Origin of the sequence: Entomomonas moraniae (assembly GCF_003991975.1) — a bacterium.
In the GTDB taxonomy this organism is placed as follows: domain Bacteria; phylum Pseudomonadota; class Gammaproteobacteria; order Pseudomonadales; family Pseudomonadaceae; genus Entomomonas; species Entomomonas moraniae.
Map to the genome: position 1 here is coordinate 971,422 of NZ_CP029822.1, position 20,467 is coordinate 991,888.

Consider the following 20,467-nt stretch of genomic DNA (forward strand, 5'->3'; position numbering starts at 1 on the left):
GAATGACCAATGAAAGGTATTCTATAGAGATCACTGCATTAAACAAATGCTTCTCTTCTAAAAAAAACACGAAAATACAGGCGCTTAATAATGTTTCACTACAAATTCCTGAAGGGTGTATAACAGCACTTGTTGGAGCTGATGGAGCAGGAAAAACTACATTATTAAGAATTATTTGTGGTTTGTTACACTCTGACCAAGGAGATATCAAAGTAATCGGTTTAGATGTTAATAAACATACTTCCATGATACAAAGTCGCATAGCTTATATGCCACAACGCTTTGGTTTGTATGAAGATTTAACTGTAGGTGAAAACCTAGAGCTATATGCTGACTTACATAATGTTCCCCCTGAGATAAGAGAGCAACGATTTAAGCTATTGTTAACGATGACTAATCTTTTGAATTTTACTGACCGCGCTGCAGGGAAGCTTTCAGGAGGAATGAAACAAAAGCTGGGGTTGGCATGTACACTAGTGCGCTCGCCTAGACTGCTATTACTCGATGAGCCTTCTGTAGGCGTTGATCCATTATCACGATTAGAGCTATGGCAAATTATTGAACAACTAATCGAACATGATCAATTAACTGTCCTCTTAAGTACAACTTACATGGATGAGGCAGAACGATGTAATCACGTGGCCATTCTCCATGAAGGTTCCTTGATTGCACAAGCAAACCCCCAAACAATCGCTAATTATGCAAAAGGAACAACCTTTTATCTTGAAACAAGAGAAAACGAAAGTATTAGACAATTACAAACAGATCTTTATAAACAAAGCATTACTGTTAACGCAGTACCAGAGCAAGGCAAGATACGTCTTGTTATAAAAAAACCTGAATATATACAAAAATTACAATATTGCTTGCTTAATAGAACATATTATCCAATAGCACCAACACTAGAAGATGGATTCTTAGTTTTATTAAGCCAACAGCAAAACACTATCAATGTCTTATCTAACTCTAATCCAATAAAGCCTCATCATCCATTTAACAAAGAAGTTATTAAAGTAAACCACCTGATACGAAAATTCGGTAATTTTACAGCAGTTGATGACATCAGTTTCTCAATACAACAAGGTGAAATTTTTGGTTTACTTGGTCCTAATGGTGCCGGGAAAACAACAACATTTCGTATGCTCTGCGGTTTAATCCCTGCCACATCTGGAGAACTAGAAGTTATTGGTGTTAATTTACGTAATGCACCAGCACAAGTTCGTAAGCGTATTGGTTATGTTGCACAAAAATTCTCTCTCTATGAAAACTTGACAGTTAAAGAGAACTTAACATTTTTTGGTAAAACTTATGGTTTAACAAATAAAAAACTGAAAGAACGCATTGAGTTAGTTTGCCATGAATTTTCCTTGACTAAATATCTCTATCTTCCTACAAAACAGTTGGTAGGAGGCTATCAACGCCGTTTATCAATGGCAGTCGGTTTACTACATGAACCCGATATTTTGTTTCTAGATGAGCCCACCAGTGGCAGCGACCCTATCACCCGTCGAGAGTTTTGGAGAAAAATCATTGCATTGGCCTCAACAGGAATTACAATTATTATTACAACACACTTTATGGAAGAAGCGGAATATTGTGATCGTATACTTATTCAAGATGCAGGAAAACTATTGGCATTGGGGACACCCAATCAAGTTAGATATGAAGCTAATCCCAATGCAAAGGAAAAGTTATCAATGGAACAAGCCTTTATCAACATTATTAAACGGCAGCGCCATCAACAGAGCATACTAAATGAACAATCAATTTAATCACAGCGGAGTTAGACTACGTGCTTTAATAAAAAAAGAATTTTTACAACTTGCACGTGACAATAGCAGTTTGCTATTAGGGATAGCACTCCCTATTATGCTGATTTTTATTTTTGGTTATGGTCTATCTCTAGATGTCAGAAACTCAAGAATAGCTATAGTATCAGAAAATACTACGGCAGATATACTAAACATAGTTGCTAGACTAAAGCTATCTCCTTATTTCAAAACATTCAAGACTAACTCTTTACAAGAAGCCAAACAACTCCTTAAAGAAGATCATGTGGATGGCGTCCTTTATTTTCAAAATGACTTCTCTAAGAAACTTAACCAACAAGAGGCTAGTATTCTATTCATTATAAATGGAACTGATGCGAATAAAGCACGAATAATACAAAGCTATGTCAGCAATGCTTTTAATAATTGGCAAGAATATAATACTGACAGATTGGGAAATAAAGAAAATATAGCCCTGCAAGGTAATGTTACTGTTATCCAAAGATTATGGTTCAATGAAGCTAATAGCAGCACATGGTTTTTAGTACCAGGTGTAATTGTTTTGATTATTACCTTAGTAGGCAGTATGCTAACGGCTATGATAATGGCAAAAGAATGGGAAAGAGGCACGCTCGAATCTCTATTTATTACACCCGTTCACCCAATAGAAATTATTATTGCCAAAATTATTCCATACTTTGTTATCAGTATAGTTGGCATGTTCTTGTGCCTAATTGCAGCACGATGGCTTTTCATGGTTCCTATAAGAGGATCACTTCTCATTATTATTTTTAGCTCCAGCCTATACCTCATCGTTGCATTAGCCATAGGACTCCTTATTTCATCCATCACTAAATCACAATTTGCAGCCAGCCAAATTGCTTTATTAGTTAGCTTTTTACCTGCAATGATGCTATCAGGGTTTATTTTTGATTTACGTAGCACCCCAGCCATAATTCAATTTACTGGTCAATTACTACCATCTACTTATTTTATGGAATTGATAAGGACACTTTTCCTTGCTGGGAACGTATGGTCAATGATTATAAAAAATAGCCTTATTCTTATAGGATACATCATTCTTCTATTAAGTATTACCTTAATGGTTACACGTAAGCGACTAGATTAGGAGAAGTTTTATGTTTTTTATATCTGGCGTTACCAATCTGGCTCATAAAGAATTTATTGCAATTATAAAAGATCGCATTACGAGAGCCATCCTAATTATTCCTATCGTTATACAAACTCTCTTATTTGGTTATGCTGCAACTTATGATCTTAACTCTATTCCCTATGCCGTAATGGATGAAAGCCATAGCCAAAATGCCGCTAATTTGATTGCACGAATTGAAGGAAATCATTTATTTCAACGAATAGCTTCACTAACCAATACGAATCAAATAAAACCACTTATAGACAATCAAAAAGTTTTACTCGTAGTTCATATAGATCAACGTTTTGAAAAACAAATACAAAGTGGAAAAGAAGCACCCATTCAAATAATACTAGATGCTCGTAATTCTAATACAGCAGGCATTGCAGCTAGCTATATTAGCCAAATTATTACAAGCTATAACCAGACACTTACTAATCGCCCCCCAATTAATATAGAAGTACGAGCATGGTACAATCCAAACTTAGAATCACGCTGGCATATTATGCCAGCCATGATTGCAACACTAAGCTTTTTACAAACAATTATTTTTACAGCCCTTTCTATTTCTAAAGAAAGGGAACAAGGTACCTTTGATCAACTGCTTGTTACACCATTAACTCCAATACAACTGATGCTAGGCAAGGCTATTCCTCCTATATTAATAGGATTATTACAAGCAGGTATAGTTAATCTAATGGTTGTTTACTGGTTTCGCATTCCGATGATAGGATCTTATTGGCTACTGTATTCTGGATTATTATTATCTACTATTGCTTGTGTCGGTATTGGTCTATCTATTTCGGCTCTGTCCAATAATATGCAACAATCCGCATTGTATACTTTTATCTTTGTGATGCCTGCTATTCTTCTTTCTGGTTTAGCTACCCCCATTGCTAATATGCCAAATTTATTACAACAACTCACATTGCTTAATCCATTACGTTACAGCATAGATTTTGTAAGACGCGTTTATTTAGAAAATACTAGCTTGTCAGAAATAAGTTATGATTTATACCCACAAATTGTAATAGCTTTTATTACACTTCCAATAGCCACTGTTTTATTTAGAAAAAAACTCAACTAGCAATAACCGATCCATGATATAAATTATTGTTTATTTATATTTTAAATTTAGTATTACTCGTTTAATAGCGTAAATAATAGTTTATAATTACAGCAGACTATATGTAAAGTTTGGGTCGAGTCTCGCCACCTAACTCATAATGTATAAAGCTGTGCTAAATTATACAACCATATAATTTTTAAATAATCCTTATTTCTTCCCAGTATACTGAAGAGTACCTAAATTTATTCTTAAGGACTTGATTTTACGCCAATAAAATTGATATAGCAAAGTGTGTACCCCCATATTGACGCTACTCCTTTTCCTCCACACATAACCATCGCTAGTTTATTGAGGAAACTCTGACTCACTAAATTCTTACCGCTTATCTAAAAGATCTTTTTTAATAACTGTTGACCCAGGTTTCTAATTCCCAAAAAATAATTATTATAATTTGGTATTATTTACTATATAAGCAATAATTGTTGTTCCTGTAGTGGTTTAAGAGAGTTTTTATGATAGATAGTCATATTACGCTGAAAAAATTTGAAATTTTTCTCTCTTTTATGCAAAAAGGTAATATAGGCTTAGTTGCTGAAGAACTAAATTTAAGCAATGTAAGCGTTCATAGAGCACTCCATACCTTAGAAGATGATATTTCTTGTCCTTTATTTGTTCATAATGGCCGGCTTTTACAACCATTACCAGCAGCACACACCTTTGCAGAGTATGTTAAAGAAATTCTTAGGCTTACCGAGCAAGCTATTGAGGCAACCCAACAAACCGCTGGTTTCAATAAAGAAAAACTAAGAGTTGGCAGTATGTACTCGCTAACACTTGAGACAGTGCCTAAAATATTGATGGACTTTAAATTACGCAAGCCGGATATTGCGGTTGATCTTATTATGGGTTCCAATCAGGAACTTTTAGATAAATTGAAAAATGGGCAGTTAGACGCTATATTAATTTCTATCTCAGAAAGCGTGATAGATAAAAATATATTTGAAACGTTGCCATTATTTAAAGATAAACTCTTTATGGCAGGACATATTAGTTCTCCGTTGCTGTCTAGAAAAAAAGCAGATTTACAAGAATTTAGGGATCAAAAGTTTATAGCTTTAGGCGAAGGTTTTGCAACTTATCATAGTTTTAATAAAGTATTTGCAAATACAAATTTTGAGCCTGATATTAGCCTCTATGTTAATGATATTTTTTCACTTATTAATTTAGTAAGTGCAGGCGTTGGTTTTAGTTTGTTACCGGGTCGAATAAAATCAGCTTATACCAATACTATTAAGATGATTCCTTTTGATGCACCTTATTCGGTTAGCCAACAAATTGGTTTAGTATTTTTAAAAGCTAGAGAACATACCCACTATATGCGCGCACTCGTTGCTAGTAGTCGAGTATATTCCCTATCAGTGCATGAACCTATTGCTCCTGACTCAACTCTTTAGCAAGCATAACAACATTGTGTAAACCATTCTGGCAGGTAGATACCGCATCCCCCTGCTCCATTACTTTTTTTGTAAGTCCTGTAAGAACAGCCCCAGGGGGTATTTCAATAGCTAGTCTCGCTCCTCTCTCATAAGCTGCAACCATAGCATCGTGCCAATATACTGGGTGTGACATATTGTAAGCTAAATCATCTGCTATTTTATTTGGCTGATTAATGGCCCTTGCTGTGCTACCACTTAAATAGTGAATACGAGGGTTTTTAAGTACAACCTTTTCCATTGCTTCTGCTAACTGCTTTGCTGCCTCTGATAACAGTTCACAATGGGATGGAACACTTACTGCTAGTTTTGTGGTTTTTCTTGCCCCATTTTTTCTAGCTAACTCAGCAACTTTTAGCATAGCAGATTCACTACCGGCAATAACAAATTGGTCCTCATCGTTATAGTTAGCAACATAAACAGGAAATTGTGAACAGTTAACACTTGCTACTAAAGACTCTACTTTTTTTTGAAGTAGGCCTTGGATAGAAGTTAATCCATAGCCTTGAGGATAAGCTTTCTCCATCAACTCACCCCGTAAAGAAACTAAGTTAAGTGCATCAGTAAACTCTAATGCTCCTGCAAATACAGCAGCAGGAAAAGCACCAATAGACAAGCCGCTGGTAAAATCTGGACTGACCCCTTGGTCTTGCAGCAAATTAGCATACACAATACCCGTTATGAGAATGCAAAGTTGCACAGCACGGGTTTTTTGTAAGGCCTCTTTTGTATCTAACTTAAATATATCTTCATTTAATGTTTCACTTGAAGTAGCTAATATTTTTTTAGTTATTTCATTGTCAGGTAATTGGTGAAGCATATGGGGTGTTTGCGCCCCCTGCCCCGGAAAAGTAAATAATATTTTCATCATCACCTACCTATAATAGCCAAGGATTATTTGTTATAACGGGTCCAGTTGCTGTTTTTAATAGAACTTTTTTATCTCGTATCCACTCACTTAAAGCAAAGCCACCATAGGGTGTTTCAACTTGTACGTCAATCCGGCAAGGCAACCCCTTTATAAAACAGGCTAAATCAACTAGTTGATCCATAACTGCCGGTGTAGGACAGCGTATTAACAAATCTAAATCGCTTTGGTTAGTTAATACGTTAACCCCTGTTGCTAATTGATAACCACAACTTCCCGTAATCCCCCATGTCCAAGAAAAAGGGTATTGTTTTAGTAAATATAATGATTGCTTAATAGGTGCGTGTATATCATCAACTTGCATATTAGCCACCAAAGACTCAGGTGTTACAACGCTTACAATGTGACTTTGCTTTATTTTAGCTGCCAATCGTTGAGAGCGATTACATCCTCTAATCCCTACAGGAATAAACTCTGCCTCTAATTTATCGCGCCTTACCACAACCGGAAGGCTGACTTGCCAGTGCTGAATTACCCAGTCAGGTAATTCAACATCAGTTAATAAAGAGGCTTTATCATCAATCCAAATTAGGTCATGAGGATGGATAATCATATTAATTCCTTAGATACCGGCAGTTAAGGTAATGAATAGAGGTAATGTTACAATACATAGTATTGAAGTGAGTAATAGTGTAGCCTCGGCATCGGGAGATTGCACACCGAATCTGTTGCCAAAGACCACGCCAAAAAAACCAGCAGCTAGTGCGATCATTAAAATCGAAGTGATCGCAATACTTCCATGCAATCCGAATAGAATAACAATACCCCAAGCGATGATTGGCTGAATGATTAACTTTGTAATACAAGAGAGGGTAACGACAGCATTCATCTTCAATTTACGTGCAGATAGTATTAGACCTGTTAAGAATAAAGCGGCAGCTGTGGCAGCCAAGCCTAGAGGTTTAATAGCTAGTAACACCATCTCTGGCATTTTGATACCTATTGCCGACAAGATCACACCAAATAATGGACCAAAAACAATAGGCTTGGTCACTGAGCGCCATATTAGAATAGGTAACATAGATAGAGACGAGCCATGTGCTGTACCAGAAGCACGCGCTTTTTCTCTTTCTAAAATTAATAAACAAAATGGTGTTAATAATACTGAACCGCAAGCAATAGAAATAGCTACCGACAAAGATGTACTAGAGTTTTCACCAACTACGCTACCTAAAATAGGTAACCCTAATGCAGCATAATTAGGTAAAGCAACCGTTAATGTCAATACGGCTGAATCCTGTGCTGATTTGTTAAATAACTTTGTGCTTATAAAATAAATAGCAGCAAAGGTAATCCACATAGATAATACAAGAACAACTACAAGATACCATTGTTGTACAATACCTTGCCAAGGTGTTTGTACTGTTGCGCTAAATAACGCAGCAGGTAACGCAAAATCCATCACAAAAACATTTAATAGTGCCACATTTTTGTTATCAACCATTTTTGCCTTACCGGCATAAAAACCTAAGAGCATAATCAAAAAAATAGGAGCTAACGCTTTAATAATTACATATGCCATGACATCACCTATCTAATCCACTGGGTGAAAAATGTTATAAGAATGATAAAGGCTAGCCTTTACTCGACTATAAATAATACGCTAATAGTCAACTAGCCTTTATCATCGTTGAACTTAACTACCACTGAGCGCGCATCTTCTCACGAACAAGTGCAGAATAATGACGATCCTTCGCTTTTAAGCGGTTACTTAAATCAACACCTTGTTTAAGTGCATCACTGATTGCCTCAGTGATGGTACTTTTAACAAGAGCGATCTCATCAGCTGATGGCTCTTCCACATTGGCAATATCTAGGAGTTTATACAACAAACCTAATTTACTATAATTTTCAATATCATAAGCCATAGGAGGAATGCTAGAGGCTAACTTTTCTAATGACTCAACGGAACGTAAGGTAATTCTTGCTGCTGAGGCCTTACCCATTGCATGAATAAGAACTCCTTTGTCGTTGAAAGCAATTAAACGATTTGCTTGATAACCATGAGCAAGAAAAGCACCTGACATAGCTTTTCCAACAATTAACCCAATTACTGGATGCCCAGCAAGACGTGCCTCGGCATAAGCGCCTGCTGCTCCTGCTAAAGATTGATGAATACCAAAAGCCTCCTCACGTCTACCATACGCTTGGCTGGGCACATCAATGACTGCAACAATAGCCCTTTTATCAGATTTATTTTTATCTGCCTCAATAACTTCATGCACTACCTGGGCTAAAGTCCAACCTTCTAATAAACCTACTTCCCCCTTACTAGCGCGAGGATATTTATTATTAGCATCTGGAACTACGGCAATAAAGCGAGCTGGTTTACCACTAATTTCACCATCTGCCACTTTAATAGAGTTACATTGCCCTTGCCTTAATTTTGCGCCTGTTGTTAATAGCGTAAACCAGAAATCACCACGACTTAAAATAGCGTTACTCATTTGCGATCTCCTTGTCCTAAAATACTTTCAACAGTAGCAGCATCTACTTGCTTACTTGTATCTACCGAATTTAATTTAGCTAAGTAATAGTCATAACATGCTGAGCGTAACTTCTTGGGTAAACCTTTGTTTAAGCAGCCAACCATTGATTTTTTGACCTTCTCAACAGAATCATCAACATAGGCATCAGCAAAGCCATTTTTGTAACGAACTTCCCCACCTGTCATACTCCAAATAAAAGGACGATTACGTGAGTTATATTCTTCAATACCTGCTTCTTGCTCAATCACCTGAGGGCCATTTAGTCCTAATCTTGCTTCACGAGTAACAATTAAATAACTACAAAGACCCGCAGCAATAGACATACCACCGAAGCACCCTACCGTACCTGCAGTAATACCTACCACAGGAACATAGCGTCTTAAATCAGCGATAGCTGAATGAATATCAGCAATGGCAGCCAATCCTAAGTTTGCTTCTTGCAAGCGTACGCCACCTGTTTCGAACAACAGTACCGCTTGAGTCGCTATACCTTTACGATTATCTTCTGCAGCAAGCTCTAGAGCAGCAGCCATCTTAGCGCCAGAAACTTCACCCATACTTCCGCCCTGGAAAACACCTTCTATCGCCATGATGACGGCGGGCTTTCCATCAATAGTCCCTTTAGCTACCACCATGCCATCATCAAATTCAGGAACAATACCTTGTTGTTCTAACCAAGGGGATGTAATTTGCTCAAAAGGATCTAATAATTCGCGAAAGCTACCCTCATCTAATAAACGACGAGCACGTTCACGAGCACTTAACTCAATAAAGCTAATATCATTATTTTTCATGATTAGCCTCCTCAAAAACTTGTTCAATTCTTAATTTTGCAACACCTGGAGTGGATGCAAAGTCATTAATTTCTAACTTACCCATAGGTAGAGAATGCAATAAAGCAAAGCGTTTAAAAAGATTTTCCCAACGCGTTTTACTGCCATCTACTGAAGTTTTAATAATGACTGCTAAGGTTTTTTCTTTATGAGGTATAAACATTGCCTCAAGATCACCCGACCCAACAACGCCTGCTAATGCTTTATGAGATAGTTTCTCAGTTGCAGGGTAACTTAATTCAATTCGTTCCATAACACCCTCTTTAATAACAAAATAGTTATTGAATGACAGTTGTTCTATCTAACAGTAAAGTGGCAGCCAGAAGATCTGCTGCACCACCTGGAGAAATATTGCTAACTAGCATTTGTTTGTCTAAAGAGCCGAACAATGCTTGTCCCTTCTCTGTGGCTACCCCACCGACAGCTAATATGGCCTTTGAGGTTTGCTGGACATACTTTAATGCTGACATCCCAGCCCTAGATAAAACACAGGTATCGGTTAATGAGCTCATAATGGCTAACAATGCATTTATTTGGGCTTGGCTCTCATTAGCACCAGCTTTACGACTTTCCCTTAAAGTAGGTAACCCAAACTTAATAATGTGCGGAAAGCCTTGCTGAGCCTCTTCTCTTGCTCCAGGTACACAATATTTCTTGCTTGCATAAAGTCCCTTGCTAAAAACTTTGGGAGCATTTACATCAGGTAAGTTAGCTAAATCACCCACTAACTTAGCTATTTTTTCAGCAGAAACGACCTCATCAACACAAGCTAATGCAGTTACGATCAACCCTAGAGACCAAATAGCACCTCTATGCGTATTAATCCCACCTGTTACGGCCATCATTTGCTTCTCGCCATCACGACCTATTCTTCCAATTTCTCTTCTTAACACCACATTAATAGGAGAGCACCAGCCACGTAATGCCATTTCATAAAAAGCATCAGCCAAGCTATAAGCTGACTCCTCCATCAAGTTCAGTGTTAAATCTGTGTGAGCGCCAGAACTTCTGCGATCTACTAAACCAGGTTTTGGGCTCAACCGCGCTTCGTCAATTAATGCTTGCGTCGCTAAATTGGCTAATTGCATGGCTTTATCTTGAGCAGATTTAGTGGAGAAATTGGCTAAGGTATTCATTACCAACTCCTAAATTTAGCAGGAGGATTGTATAAGCCACCTGACCATTCAACGAGTTCAGCAACACTATTAGCCGCTAATAATGAACGTTTAGCCTCAGTAGGATGAATACCTAAATCCTCTGGGAAAACTACCTTACCGTCACGACGAAATTCTGCAACTCGCTTACTATCAACTCCTAGCCCAATATCAGTTATGCCCGCTACAGCGGCAACCATGGCACGACGCTCTTCTAATGAAGTAGCACGATGTAAGTAAGCAATGCCTTCCTCTGTTAATACATGGGTAATATCATCACCATAAATCATGACAGGTGCTATGGGCATACCCGCCTCTTTTGCAACATCAACAGCATCTAATTTTTCAACAAATGTTGGTTTTGCACCCGCTTGATAAGTTTCGACCATTTGTACAACTAGTTTATGACCACGATCAACAGGGTTCGGCGTTTGCATCATATCTAACCAAGCTTTAGTCGCATGTCTACGCCCATGAGGGTCATGCCCCATATTTGGTGCACCACCAAAACCTGAAAGCCTACCATGCGTTACAGTTGAAGAGTTACCTAAGCCATCCACTTGTAGAGTTGAACCAACAAACATATCAACCCCATATTGCCCAGCTAATTGACAAAGTGTTCTGTTTGAACGCATGCTGCCATCATGTCCAGTGAAAAACACATCAGGACGTGCAGCCACATATTTTTCCATACCCAACTCACCGCCAAAGCAATGCACAGTTTCCACCCAGCCACTTTCAATAGCAGGAATCAATGTTGGATGAGGATTAAGCGTCCAATGCTTACAAATCTTACCTTTCAAGCCTAACTGTTGACCATACGTAGGTAATAACAGCTCAATGGCTGCTGTATTAAAACCAATACCATGATTCAACGATTGCACTTGATGTTTGGCATAGATCCCTTTAATAGCCATCATCCCCATCAATATATGGAGAGGCTTAATCAATCGAGGATCACGCGTAAAAAGAGGCTCAATAAAGAAAGGTTTATCTGCCACAACGACGAAATCAACCCACGAACCTGGAATATCAACACGGGGTAAATCAGATTCATCATCAACCAACTCATTAACTTGAGCAATAACAATCCCATTTTTAAATGCAGCGGCTTCAACAATTGATGGAGTATCTTCAGTACTTGGACCTGTATAAAGATTACCTTTACTGTCTGCCTTGTAACCAGCTACTAATGCTACATTAGGGATAAGATCAACGAATAAACGCGCATAAAGCTCAATATAGGTATGAATGGCGCCTATCTCTAACAGACCATCATCTAATAGTTGTGAAATACGTAAGCTTTGCGTACCTGAGAAAGAAAAATCAAGTTTCTTAGCAATCCCTTTTTCAAACACATCAAGATGTTCTGGTAAGCCAATACTTGGCATTAACATATGTAGATTATTGATTTTAGTTGGATCGACTTGCGTTAACATCCGTGCTAAAAAATCAGCCTGCTTTTGGTTATTGCCTTCTAAAACAACGCGATCACCAGAAACGATCAGTTTTTCTAAAGCTTGAATGAAGTTTTGGGTTGGAAGAAGCTTTCCTTTCGTAAATGGCTTTACTGCCTCGATACGCCTTTTTTTCTCAGAGAGACGTGTATCCCAAATACGTTTGGATGTTTGGTTATGTAACATAATAGATAAACCTCCAAGGACTAATTACTTTTTATTAAGTAACTGCATTTATTGGTGGTTTTATACTAGACTTTACAATGCCCAAGGATCAATTAAGCGACTTATCTGATCATTAGCTTTTGAGTAATAATAGTTGAATAAAAATTATCTAAAGCTGATATCCATGCTAATTTAAAACTGCTCTACTTTTCTTAATAGACAGCCTTTTTAATTCATTCCTCGATTAATGGAGTTTAGAATAATAATTGCTTTAATAAATAGCGTTAATTTTTTTTATAGTGTGTTATAGATAGAAGAAGATTGATAATATTTTATGTTTAAAGATATTTCTTGTCCTAAACCCCCAATCTTTACACTTACTGTAATAAAACAAATATGAAGTAATACAATCAGATTATTACTTCAAGTTATTCTCTAGGATACTACCTATCTTCCACCAAAACACTTTAAAATTATTATTAGTTTCTTGGGTACGTAATGTATTGGCATAACTTAATGCGAGTTTATAGTCCCCTGCTATAAGTGCATTTAATACTTCTGAATGATTTAATAGGCAATACTTATAATGATAAATGGTATGCATAATTAAAAACTTACTAAAACAGTCTGTAATTAGACCACCCTTTAGATCTTGATTTGTAACGAATTTAGACTCATTAATCACAGAGGCTAAATAAATTTTAAAGTGTATAAAATTTACTTTCCTGTTTAGGCATTGAATAAATTTCTTATTCACTGCCTTTTTCATACGGGAGATAATATATTCTTCTGGACTTGGAGGAAGAATATAAAGTACTCCCATGATAACGAGCATACCGAATAAAATCATCAATGATGTATTTGAGAAGGCGACAATATCGTACGCCATTGGGTTTTGAAAACTAATACTAAAGATTATAACTTGAATAGTGACAAAGCCGAAAAGAGCCCAAATAGGAGAAAATACCACCTGAATATAACACAAAAAGATAATAACAACCAAAAAAGACAACACAGCAATAATATACTCTGAAGTGCCTATAAAAACACCGAATTTTAAGCAGTACGCAATGGTAATACCTGCAATTAACCCTAATGCAGCAAACAAAATTGCAATTCGAATCATAGGAATCATGCTGAGATAGCAACAAATCACACTCAAAAGAATGACACCTATATAACCATATTGCCAATTACCATGTAACCAAAAGAAAACAGCACACATAATTGTCAAAAAGGTTCTTAATCCATTATAAATAGCTTCTTTTTGGTCATGATAACTTCTAATAAAAAATAAACTTTCTTCATTTTTATCTATAATAGGATTAGTAGGTTTTGCAATCGATGAAGTTGTTTTATCAAACTCATCATAAAAACTTTGTATATAAATATCATTAGATGAAATCGGTTTAGGGCTTTCAGCTTTTGGATTATCAAGGTATGCTTCAACTTTTTGTTCGTAAGCAGTTAATATATTGTTAATATTCGGTTTCTCAGAAATTAGCTTACTCTTCATTATTCTTAGCATAATGAGCGAACCTAATGTATCGAAACTGCGATAAATATTCGTTATCGCTTGTACACCCTTCTCACTCGTATTTGTAGAGGAAAAAATATATTGTGTCGCTAATACCTTAATGTTCATCATTTGTAAAATAAAGCCAGTTACGCTTTTAATGATGTCTTTAACAGAAGATGCACTAATGACACAATCATCCATTATAGAAACCAACGACTTTTGTAGTTGGTGATCCGCTTTAATTAAAGCTTTTTGATCTTTGTTAGAAGGAAAAATAAAAGAAACAACAAAAACAACCAGTAGTCCTAGTACGATCTCAGTAAAACGCGCCTGAGATATGAAGAAAAGAGTATAAGAGGAAGGACTGGTTGTGGTTGCAAACCCTACAATCGATGCAGTATAACCACTTAAAGCAAAGCAATAACTAACAGAACCATAATAACAACAGCAAATATAGTGACAAAAACTAACCCACAAGGCAATAAGACAAGCCATTAACCACGGATCATATTGAGACAGTGATACAATAGGAACAATGATGATAATGCCTATAGTCGTACCAATTAATCTTGCAATCAGTTTAATAATTGAAGAACCTGGACTAGGAAGGCTTACAATACTGGCTGTCATCATGGACCAGTATGGCTTATCTAAATCAAGGCAGTAAGATAAATACCAAGCTAATACAATAGCAACACAATACCGTATTACAAAAATATGATCAGCTGCCTTTATGCGAGACCATAAACTATAAGACATTTAGTTTAAGCCCTTCATTAGTCTTTATCAATGATCTTAACAAAGCAAGTAGTTCCTGCGATCAAAGGCTGCTGATAAGCTGCCCAGTCATCTGTTTCAATTTTCACAGGCACTCGTTGCGCTAACCTAACCCAAGGATAATTAGGTTGAACATCTTGTATCAATAAATCGCCCGTGGAGGCACTTTGATCAATAATAGCACGACCAATTCCAGTAATAACGCCTGTTATTTTTTTATTTCCACTATACGAAGTGATTTCAACTTTCTTACCAATCTTTAAAAATCCTAACTTAGTTTCCTCAAAATAAGCCATTACATAAAAAGAATTTTTATCTACTAAAGCAAATAAGGATGTCCCTGTATTGACATAATCAGATACGCGTAATTTTAGATTTGTAATGTATCCATCAGTAGGAGCATAAACAGCTGTTCTAGTTAAATCTAGTTTTGCTTTATCTAAATTAGCCTTTGCTTGCTTAATTTTTGCATCATAAGTATCTAAGTCTGTTTTAGCACTATCTAAATTTTCTTTAGAAACGGATAACCCAGCACGGGCACGGCGTTGATAAAGTCTTTTCGCATTTTCACGAGATGCCTTTAATTCCTCTAGAGCTGCATCTGCATTATCTAGTTGAATTTTATAATCTCTAGGATCTAATTTAAAAAGTAAATCCCCTTTTTTTACTTCTTGATTATCGATAATAGGAAGCTCAACAAGTTGTCCTGAAACCTCAGCAGAGATTTGCGATATTTCTACTCGTATTTTAGCATCACGTGTCCAAGGACCTAACGTATAAAATCCCCAGAAATGATATATTACTGTAATTATTATAAACAGCATAATAACTGAAAGAGCATATTTACCAATTGCTTTCATTTTAAGAGCCACCAATTATCCTTGCAAAAAAGTCAACAACATAGAGACAAATAAATAGAACACCTATGTCAATAAGACCAGGATGCCAATAATTACCATTAAAAATTATTTTTCGATAACTTATTCTAATAAGTAGCCATAAGAATAATCCAATTATTACAATTACTACAAAGTAAGGAAAAAAAATCAAGCTACCAAGAGAGAGGTCTTTCATAAAGTTTTCTTAAATGTACACAAAGAATCTTAAATTCATTTTAGCATACTATCGTCTTAGTAATTTCTTTTTGTAGAAAAATAGCGATTAAAATATTTAAATACTTTTGTAGTTTTAAAATGAAAACTAATGAGAACTATAAGCCCATAATTTTGAACTTTAGCATTTTTTAGATAGGTACTATCTCCATACTATTCAAGCATGCTTACTATTTATGTTTATCTTTACTGAGTTCATAGTAAATTGACAAGTAGCTTATTAATGATGAAAGCTTTCATAGCGTAATGTAGTATTTAAAATATAACCTTATTGGCTAAACTGCCAACAATATTTCATTCATCCACTTCCATAATAGGAAATGTATTATGCTAGCTATTGATGTACTATGGGTAGGTATTGGAGGGGGCATTGGTTCATTACTACGCTGGTGGATTGGCGTATTGGTAGCAAAAAAATATCATCATCCTTTCCCATTAGCTACCTTCTTAATCAATATCTCTGGTGCATTTATTATTGCCTATTTAAGCGTTTTTTTTGGTAGATTGGCATAATCGTTATGGCAACTTCCTTCACTCCGCTATTCTAACTGGATTATTAAGCGGCTACACCACATTTAGCAGTTTGCAATTAGACGCAGCAAAATTAGTTAATCAAAAACAAGCCATTTTAGCTGCTAGCTATTTAATGCTATCGGTATTAAGCTGTTTATTAGCTGCTGCTATGGGCGCTTGGCTAGCTTATTAAAGAGGACAATATAATGTATGCAGTATTTTTTATTTTTATCGGCGGCGCACTTGGCGCCATAATACGCGAACTTTTAATGATAAACATTCCAAGTCTTTCAGATTCTTTTCCAATGGATATTTTTGTAGCAAATATATTAGCTGCTTTTCTATTGGGTATTACAGCCGCATAATTTCAACATAAAAGAATCAATCAATATGCGAATGCCTTTATAGCAACAGGTGTCATGGGTGGGCTTTCAACTTTCTCAAGTTTTATCTACGGCTCTCTTGAAATTATGCAACACCATAATAAGCTATGGGTAGGTATTTGTTATATTGCTATTAGCCTTGTTATTGGTTTTATCGCAGTAATGCTGGGGTTATGGCTTGGAAATAAACTAACACTTAAAAAAATAATACGACCCTAAACTAGCTCTACTACGACCAAAAATAATTCATCGAAGTATTTAGCTCTTAAAACCTCATAGGACGTTTATATTTTTAGTGAACTATGAGGTCTATAATTATAAATCACTAATTATTAGCAGCTCGCTGTGCTGTTAAACGTACAGGCGTATTATTTGCACCGTATTGTGAGTAACCATTAAAGCGTTGTAATATTTCAAAAAAGAAACGATTACCAAAGATTTCTGAATAAACATGCAACATAGCTCCCCCCTTTTCATCTTCATCGTATAAAAGATTATGAGCCTGTAGTTTATTAAGAAATTGTTCATCTAAATCAAACTTAGCGGAGAGATCTTCGTAGTAATTTTCTGGAATTTTCAATAACTTCAAATTATTTTCTTGTAGTTTAGCAACCGTTTCAAAAATATCTTTGGTAGAAAATGCTACATGTTGCAATCCCGAACCACGATAAGCAGTAAATGAACGAGCAATCGAAGTATGCTTATTTTCTGAAATATTTAAAGGAATCCGAACGGTACTATCAATACTACGTACAACTTTACTTTTCATTAAGCCATAAGGATCCGCTAAGGTTAACTCATGCTCCGTCACAAATCCAAAAATGGATTTAAAGTGCAATGTCCATATATCCATTGTTTCAGGTGGAATACCAATAGCAAAATGATCAATACTATTTAAATAAGCAACCTGATCGTTTGGTTTACTAAAAAAGTCGGTTTGATGAATATCTGCTGCATTATCTAAAAAATATTGCAGACTTCCATCGGGTGCTAAAATAGCAGGAATAAATTGCTCTTTAGGCCCTAAGCGGCCTTCGTAAGTATGGCAACCATATTGCTTAGCCCTTGTTAAAGCTTGCTCAGCATTGCTAACTTTAAATGCACTAGCGCATAAGGAAGGTCCATGTATTGCATAATAATGTTGTGCAAATGAATCAGGTTCTGAGTTGAGAACTAAATTAATATCACCTTGCTGATATAAAGAAACATCTTTTGATTTATGCTGCCCTGTTTTTTGAAAGCCTAATTGCTCGAACCAATGGTTTAACTCTGTACGAGCACTTTCATCTACAGCAAACTCTAAAAAGGCTACACTTTCATATTGTGCAACAGGTGCTGGAGAAAAAAGTGACTGGTGCGCCGTAATGTAGTTATACTGTAAATGGTTACGAGTTAACTCTTCTAAATACAATAGAGAACGTCTAGCATAGCAGGCTGTTTGCTCAGTAGGTGCAGCACGAAACTCATCATTAAATATTTCAAGTGATAGAGGCCCTTCATAACCTGCCACTAAAATAGGTGCTAAAAAATACTGTAAATTAAACTGCCCTTGCCCTGGGAAACATCTAAAATGCCGACTCCACTCTAAAACATCCATTTTCATTAAAGGTGCATCGGCTAATTGTACAAAAAATATTTTTTCTTTTGGTATATAGGCAAGCTCTGTTAAATCATCCTTGATGGATAGCGTATGAAAACTATCTAAAATCATCCCCAAATTGGGGTGATCAATCTCTTTAACTAACGACCATGCATGACGATAAGAGTTAACATGCGCCCCCCATGCCAGCGCTTCGTACCCTACTTTAATATTATGCAATGCGGCTTTTTCTGCAATTGCATAGAGATCGTCCATAATCATTGTGTCATCTTTAATACAATTATTTTGTACGTTGCTGCATAACAGCATCCTATCAACACCTAACTCATGCATTAACTCAAATTTTTTCTCAGCGCGGTGGAGGTTTTTTGTTAACCTTTCTCGTGGCATACCTTCAAAATCACGAAAAGGTTGGAATAGAAAAATTTCTAAGCCTAAATCCTGACAAATTGACTTAACATCAGCAGGCGATCCCTCATAATACAATAGATCATTCTCAAAAATCTCTACCCCATCAAAACCAGCAGCGGCAATAGCGCGTAACTTTTCAGGTAACATTCCGCTTAGTGAAACAGTGGCTATGCTATGTTTCATAGCAAACTCCTATCTTTTTATTTTAAATTATAAGCTAAGCCTTAGTTATACAATGGCTTATAGATACCTACTTACGCTTACTCTAGTGCACCTATTAAAGCAGGTATCTCAGTCTTTTTTGGTTGCTGATACCAAATTTTTTTAACCATAACCAATACTACCATCATTGTAGCTGGAATCAACAAGAACAATAACACTTGGTTTAATCCCCAACCGGCGTCAAGCATTAACGCTCCCGCATAGGCACTAAGTATTGCTCCAACACGGCCAATACCATGCATCCAACTATTACCTGTTGCTCGGGCAGATACAGGGAAGAAAATACTAGAAAGTGCGTTCATTCCTGTATTACCTCCATTAAAACAGAAGCCTACCAAAAATACCGTTACTAATAATAATGCATAGTAAATTGACAAGTAGCTCATTAATATTAAAAAGAAAGCGCCAATGCTAAAAGTAACTGCCAATACGATATTTGGGTTATAACGATCCATAAACCAGCCCATACACACTGATCCCAAGGGGCCACCTAGCTGGAATACTGCACCAATAATAGCTGCTTGCTGTAAACTAAAACCAGCCTCCTCAATAATTGTCGGTAACCAACTCCCCAATAAATACACCAAAAACAATCCTGCAAAATAGGTAAGCCATAAACAAAAACTACCGACAATATACTGTTTACTGAGTACTACCGAGATAGGATTACTATCTTGTACCACATTTTTCGATAATTCGAAGGTTGTGTCGTTATTAGCAGCACAGGGTTTGATACGGTTAAGAATAGCAATGATTTTATGCTTAGGCTTTTTCTTGAACACCATAAAGATCATTGATTCTGGTAGTAAAAAGGCTAATACAAGACTAAACACAACTGGCATACCACCACAAACTAACAGTACTGATTGCCAACCATAATGGGTAATCATCCATGAGGCAATAAAACCGCCTGAGGCGGCGCCCACAGTAAAACCAGCAAAAACAATAGTGATAAAGAGCGATTTAGAACGTGCGGGAGAATACTCTGTAATCAAGGTTGCTGCTTGTGGCATCACCCCACCCATTGCAAGCCCTGCAATAAACCGATAAATAATCAGTGACGTTGTTGTTTCAGAGGTCGCACCGATTAAAGTAAAAAAACCAAACGTAAATACACAGCAAACCAATACAAGTTTACGGCCTACTTTGTCAGCAACCGGCCCTGCAATCATTGCGCCAATAGCCAAACCAAACAGAGCAGAACCTAGCACCGGAGCCATTTCAAGATTACTGATACCCCACTGGCGTTTTAGCTCAGGAGTTAAAAATCCCATAATGGCCACATCAATTCCATCCATAATCACGGTTAAAAACATTAACCCAATAATCATAAATTGGTAAGGGCTGGTTTTATTTTTATCTAAAAACTCACGTATATTCATAGTCGACATAACTGTTACCTCTTATTTTTATTTAGGGT

General features: G+C 36.5%; 21 protein-coding genes. 8 read left to right on the plus strand and 13 right to left on the minus strand.

Going from position 1 to position 20,467, the window contains the following annotated elements:
* Window positions 1-2 precede the first annotated feature (2 nt).
* The 4 genes from DM558_RS04600 to DM558_RS04615 all read left to right on the plus strand — a co-directional run bounded on the left by DM558_RS04600 (window position 3) and on the right by DM558_RS04615 (window position 5,445).
* Window positions 3-1,772, plus strand: a complete 1,770-nt coding sequence (locus DM558_RS04600) for an ATP-binding cassette domain-containing protein (RefSeq protein WP_127162254.1) — start codon at window positions 3-5, stop codon at window positions 1,770-1,772.
* Window positions 1,756-2,898 carry an ABC transporter permease gene (locus DM558_RS04605; RefSeq protein WP_127162255.1) on the plus strand — a complete coding sequence of 381 codons (1,143 nt, stop codon included), beginning with the start codon at window positions 1,756-1,758 and terminating at the stop codon, window positions 2,896-2,898. Before DM558_RS04600 ends, DM558_RS04605 begins: the two co-directional genes overlap by 17 nt.
* Before the next feature lie 10 nt (window positions 2,899-2,908).
* On the plus strand, window positions 2,909-4,009 hold the full coding sequence (locus tag DM558_RS04610; RefSeq protein WP_127162256.1) for an ABC transporter permease: 1,101 nt from the start codon (window positions 2,909-2,911) through the stop codon (window positions 4,007-4,009).
* 494 nt (window positions 4,010-4,503) lie between these two features.
* The gene (locus tag DM558_RS04615; RefSeq protein WP_127162257.1) at window positions 4,504-5,445 is read left to right on the plus strand and encodes a LysR family transcriptional regulator; all 942 of its coding nucleotides are present in this window, start codon (window positions 4,504-4,506) and stop codon (window positions 5,443-5,445) included.
* Here the strand turns inward: DM558_RS04615 and mdcH are convergent.
* The 11 genes from mdcH to DM558_RS16000 all read right to left on the minus strand — a co-directional run bounded on the left by mdcH (window position 5,420) and on the right by DM558_RS16000 (window position 15,880).
* A complete protein-coding gene (mdcH, locus tag DM558_RS04620; protein WP_127164814.1) occupies window positions 5,420-6,352 on the minus strand; it encodes a malonate decarboxylase subunit epsilon in 933 nt (310 codons plus the stop codon). The two genes, DM558_RS04615 and mdcH, sit on opposite strands and share 26 nt — an antisense overlap.
* A gap of 10 nt (window positions 6,353-6,362) precedes the next feature.
* Window positions 6,363-6,965 carry a malonate decarboxylase holo-ACP synthase gene (locus tag DM558_RS04625; RefSeq protein ID WP_127162258.1) on the minus strand — a complete coding sequence of 201 codons (603 nt, stop codon included), beginning with the start codon at window positions 6,963-6,965 and terminating at the stop codon, window positions 6,363-6,365.
* A gap of 9 nt (window positions 6,966-6,974) precedes the next feature.
* Window positions 6,975-7,934 carry an AEC family transporter gene (locus DM558_RS04630; RefSeq protein WP_127162259.1) on the minus strand — a complete coding sequence of 320 codons (960 nt, stop codon included), beginning with the start codon at window positions 7,932-7,934 and terminating at the stop codon, window positions 6,975-6,977.
* A 118-nt stretch (window positions 7,935-8,052) separates the two neighbouring features.
* Window positions 8,053-8,859, minus strand: a complete 807-nt coding sequence (gene mdcE / locus DM558_RS04635) for a biotin-independent malonate decarboxylase subunit gamma (RefSeq protein WP_127162260.1) — start codon at window positions 8,857-8,859, stop codon at window positions 8,053-8,055.
* Window positions 8,856-9,695: a biotin-independent malonate decarboxylase subunit beta gene (locus tag DM558_RS04640; protein ID WP_127162261.1), complete on the minus strand. Its 840-nt coding sequence runs from the start codon at window positions 9,693-9,695 to the stop codon at window positions 8,856-8,858. Before DM558_RS04640 ends, mdcE begins: the two co-directional genes overlap by 4 nt.
* Window positions 9,685-9,987, minus strand: coding sequence for a malonate decarboxylase acyl carrier protein (mdcC, locus tag DM558_RS04645; protein WP_127162262.1), 303 nt, complete (start codon window positions 9,985-9,987; stop codon window positions 9,685-9,687). The genes DM558_RS04640 and mdcC overlap by 11 nt, the downstream gene beginning before the upstream one ends.
* A gap of 25 nt (window positions 9,988-10,012) precedes the next feature.
* On the minus strand, window positions 10,013-10,870 hold the full coding sequence (locus DM558_RS04650; protein WP_127162263.1) for a triphosphoribosyl-dephospho-CoA synthase: 858 nt from the start codon (window positions 10,868-10,870) through the stop codon (window positions 10,013-10,015).
* Window positions 10,870-12,531, minus strand: coding sequence for a malonate decarboxylase subunit alpha (gene mdcA, locus DM558_RS04655; RefSeq protein WP_127162264.1), 1,662 nt, complete (start codon window positions 12,529-12,531; stop codon window positions 10,870-10,872). The genes DM558_RS04650 and mdcA overlap by 1 nt, the downstream gene beginning before the upstream one ends.
* A gap of 397 nt (window positions 12,532-12,928) precedes the next feature.
* Window positions 12,929-14,788 (minus strand): FUSC family protein, encoded by a 1,860-nt coding sequence (locus tag DM558_RS04660; protein WP_127162265.1) that lies wholly within the window; start codon window positions 14,786-14,788, stop codon window positions 12,929-12,931.
* Window positions 14,789-14,805: 17 nt separating this feature from the next.
* Complete coding sequence (locus tag DM558_RS04665; protein ID WP_127162266.1) at window positions 14,806-15,666, minus strand: efflux RND transporter periplasmic adaptor subunit; 861 nt, start codon at window positions 15,664-15,666, stop codon at window positions 14,806-14,808.
* A gap of 1 nt (window position 15,667) precedes the next feature.
* Window positions 15,668-15,880, minus strand: coding sequence for a DUF1656 domain-containing protein (locus DM558_RS16000; RefSeq protein ID WP_109702810.1), 213 nt, complete (start codon window positions 15,878-15,880; stop codon window positions 15,668-15,670).
* A gap of 365 nt (window positions 15,881-16,245) precedes the next feature.
* Between DM558_RS16000 and DM558_RS15750 the strand changes: the two genes are divergently transcribed.
* From DM558_RS15750 to DM558_RS15765, 4 genes are read left to right on the plus strand one after another with little or no spacing between them, the layout of a single operon-like run.
* Window positions 16,246-16,431: a CrcB family protein gene (locus DM558_RS15750; RefSeq protein WP_228411814.1), complete on the plus strand. Its 186-nt coding sequence runs from the start codon at window positions 16,246-16,248 to the stop codon at window positions 16,429-16,431.
* Window positions 16,415-16,624 (plus strand): fluoride efflux transporter FluC, encoded by a 210-nt coding sequence (locus DM558_RS15755; protein ID WP_228411815.1) that lies wholly within the window; start codon window positions 16,415-16,417, stop codon window positions 16,622-16,624. Before DM558_RS15750 ends, DM558_RS15755 begins: the two co-directional genes overlap by 17 nt.
* A 13-nt stretch (window positions 16,625-16,637) precedes the next feature.
* The gene (locus DM558_RS15760; RefSeq protein WP_228411816.1) at window positions 16,638-16,796 is read left to right on the plus strand and encodes a CrcB family protein; all 159 of its coding nucleotides are present in this window, start codon (window positions 16,638-16,640) and stop codon (window positions 16,794-16,796) included.
* Window positions 16,797-16,811: 15 nt separating this feature from the next.
* Complete coding sequence (locus DM558_RS15765; RefSeq protein ID WP_323368281.1) at window positions 16,812-17,033, plus strand: CrcB family protein; 222 nt, start codon at window positions 16,812-16,814, stop codon at window positions 17,031-17,033.
* A gap of 106 nt (window positions 17,034-17,139) precedes the next feature.
* Here the strand turns inward: DM558_RS15765 and DM558_RS04685 are convergent, their stop codons facing one another.
* Window positions 17,140-19,008 carry a bifunctional sugar phosphate isomerase/epimerase/4-hydroxyphenylpyruvate dioxygenase family protein gene (locus tag DM558_RS04685; protein WP_127162267.1) on the minus strand — a complete coding sequence of 623 codons (1,869 nt, stop codon included), beginning with the start codon at window positions 19,006-19,008 and terminating at the stop codon, window positions 17,140-17,142.
* Window positions 19,009-19,085: 77 nt separating this feature from the next.
* The gene (locus DM558_RS04690) at window positions 19,086-20,438 is read right to left on the minus strand and encodes an MFS transporter (protein ID WP_127162268.1); all 1,353 of its coding nucleotides are present in this window, start codon (window positions 20,436-20,438) and stop codon (window positions 19,086-19,088) included.
* Between the last annotated feature and the right edge of the window lie 29 nt (window positions 20,439-20,467).

Coding starts and splice junctions, on each gene's coding strand:
- DM558_RS04685 (WP_127162267.1), bottom strand. CDS start 19,008: ATGAAACATAGCATAGCCACTGTTTCACTAAGCGGAATGTTACCTGAA.
- DM558_RS04625 (WP_127162258.1), bottom strand. CDS start 6,965: ATGATTATCCATCCTCATGACCTAATTTGGATTGATGATAAAGCCTCT.
- DM558_RS04605 (WP_127162255.1), top strand. CDS start 1,756: ATGAACAATCAATTTAATCACAGCGGAGTTAGACTACGTGCTTTAATA.
- DM558_RS16000 (WP_109702810.1), bottom strand. CDS start 15,880: ATGAAAGACCTCTCTCTTGGTAGCTTGATTTTTTTTCCTTACTTTGTA.
- DM558_RS04610 (WP_127162256.1), top strand. CDS start 2,909: ATGTTTTTTATATCTGGCGTTACCAATCTGGCTCATAAAGAATTTATT.
- mdcC (WP_127162262.1), bottom strand. CDS start 9,987: ATGGAACGAATTGAATTAAGTTACCCTGCAACTGAGAAACTATCTCAT.
- DM558_RS04690 (WP_127162268.1), bottom strand. CDS start 20,438: ATGTCGACTATGAATATACGTGAGTTTTTAGATAAAAATAAAACCAGC.
- mdcE (WP_127162260.1), bottom strand. CDS start 8,859: ATGAGTAACGCTATTTTAAGTCGTGGTGATTTCTGGTTTACGCTATTA.
- DM558_RS04615 (WP_127162257.1), top strand. CDS start 4,504: ATGATAGATAGTCATATTACGCTGAAAAAATTTGAAATTTTTCTCTCT.
- DM558_RS04650 (WP_127162263.1), bottom strand. CDS start 10,870: ATGAATACCTTAGCCAATTTCTCCACTAAATCTGCTCAAGATAAAGCC.
- mdcA (WP_127162264.1), bottom strand. CDS start 12,531: ATGTTACATAACCAAACATCCAAACGTATTTGGGATACACGTCTCTCT.
- DM558_RS04600 (WP_127162254.1), top strand. CDS start 3: ATGACCAATGAAAGGTATTCTATAGAGATCACTGCATTAAACAAATGC.
- DM558_RS04665 (WP_127162266.1), bottom strand. CDS start 15,666: ATGAAAGCAATTGGTAAATATGCTCTTTCAGTTATTATGCTGTTTATA.
- DM558_RS15750 (WP_228411814.1), top strand. CDS start 16,246: ATGCTAGCTATTGATGTACTATGGGTAGGTATTGGAGGGGGCATTGGT.
- DM558_RS15760 (WP_228411816.1), top strand. CDS start 16,638: ATGTATGCAGTATTTTTTATTTTTATCGGCGGCGCACTTGGCGCCATA.
- DM558_RS04660 (WP_127162265.1), bottom strand. CDS start 14,788: ATGTCTTATAGTTTATGGTCTCGCATAAAGGCAGCTGATCATATTTTT.
- DM558_RS04640 (WP_127162261.1), bottom strand. CDS start 9,695: ATGAAAAATAATGATATTAGCTTTATTGAGTTAAGTGCTCGTGAACGT.
- DM558_RS04630 (WP_127162259.1), bottom strand. CDS start 7,934: ATGGCATATGTAATTATTAAAGCGTTAGCTCCTATTTTTTTGATTATG.
- mdcH (WP_127164814.1), bottom strand. CDS start 6,352: ATGAAAATATTATTTACTTTTCCGGGGCAGGGGGCGCAAACACCCCAT.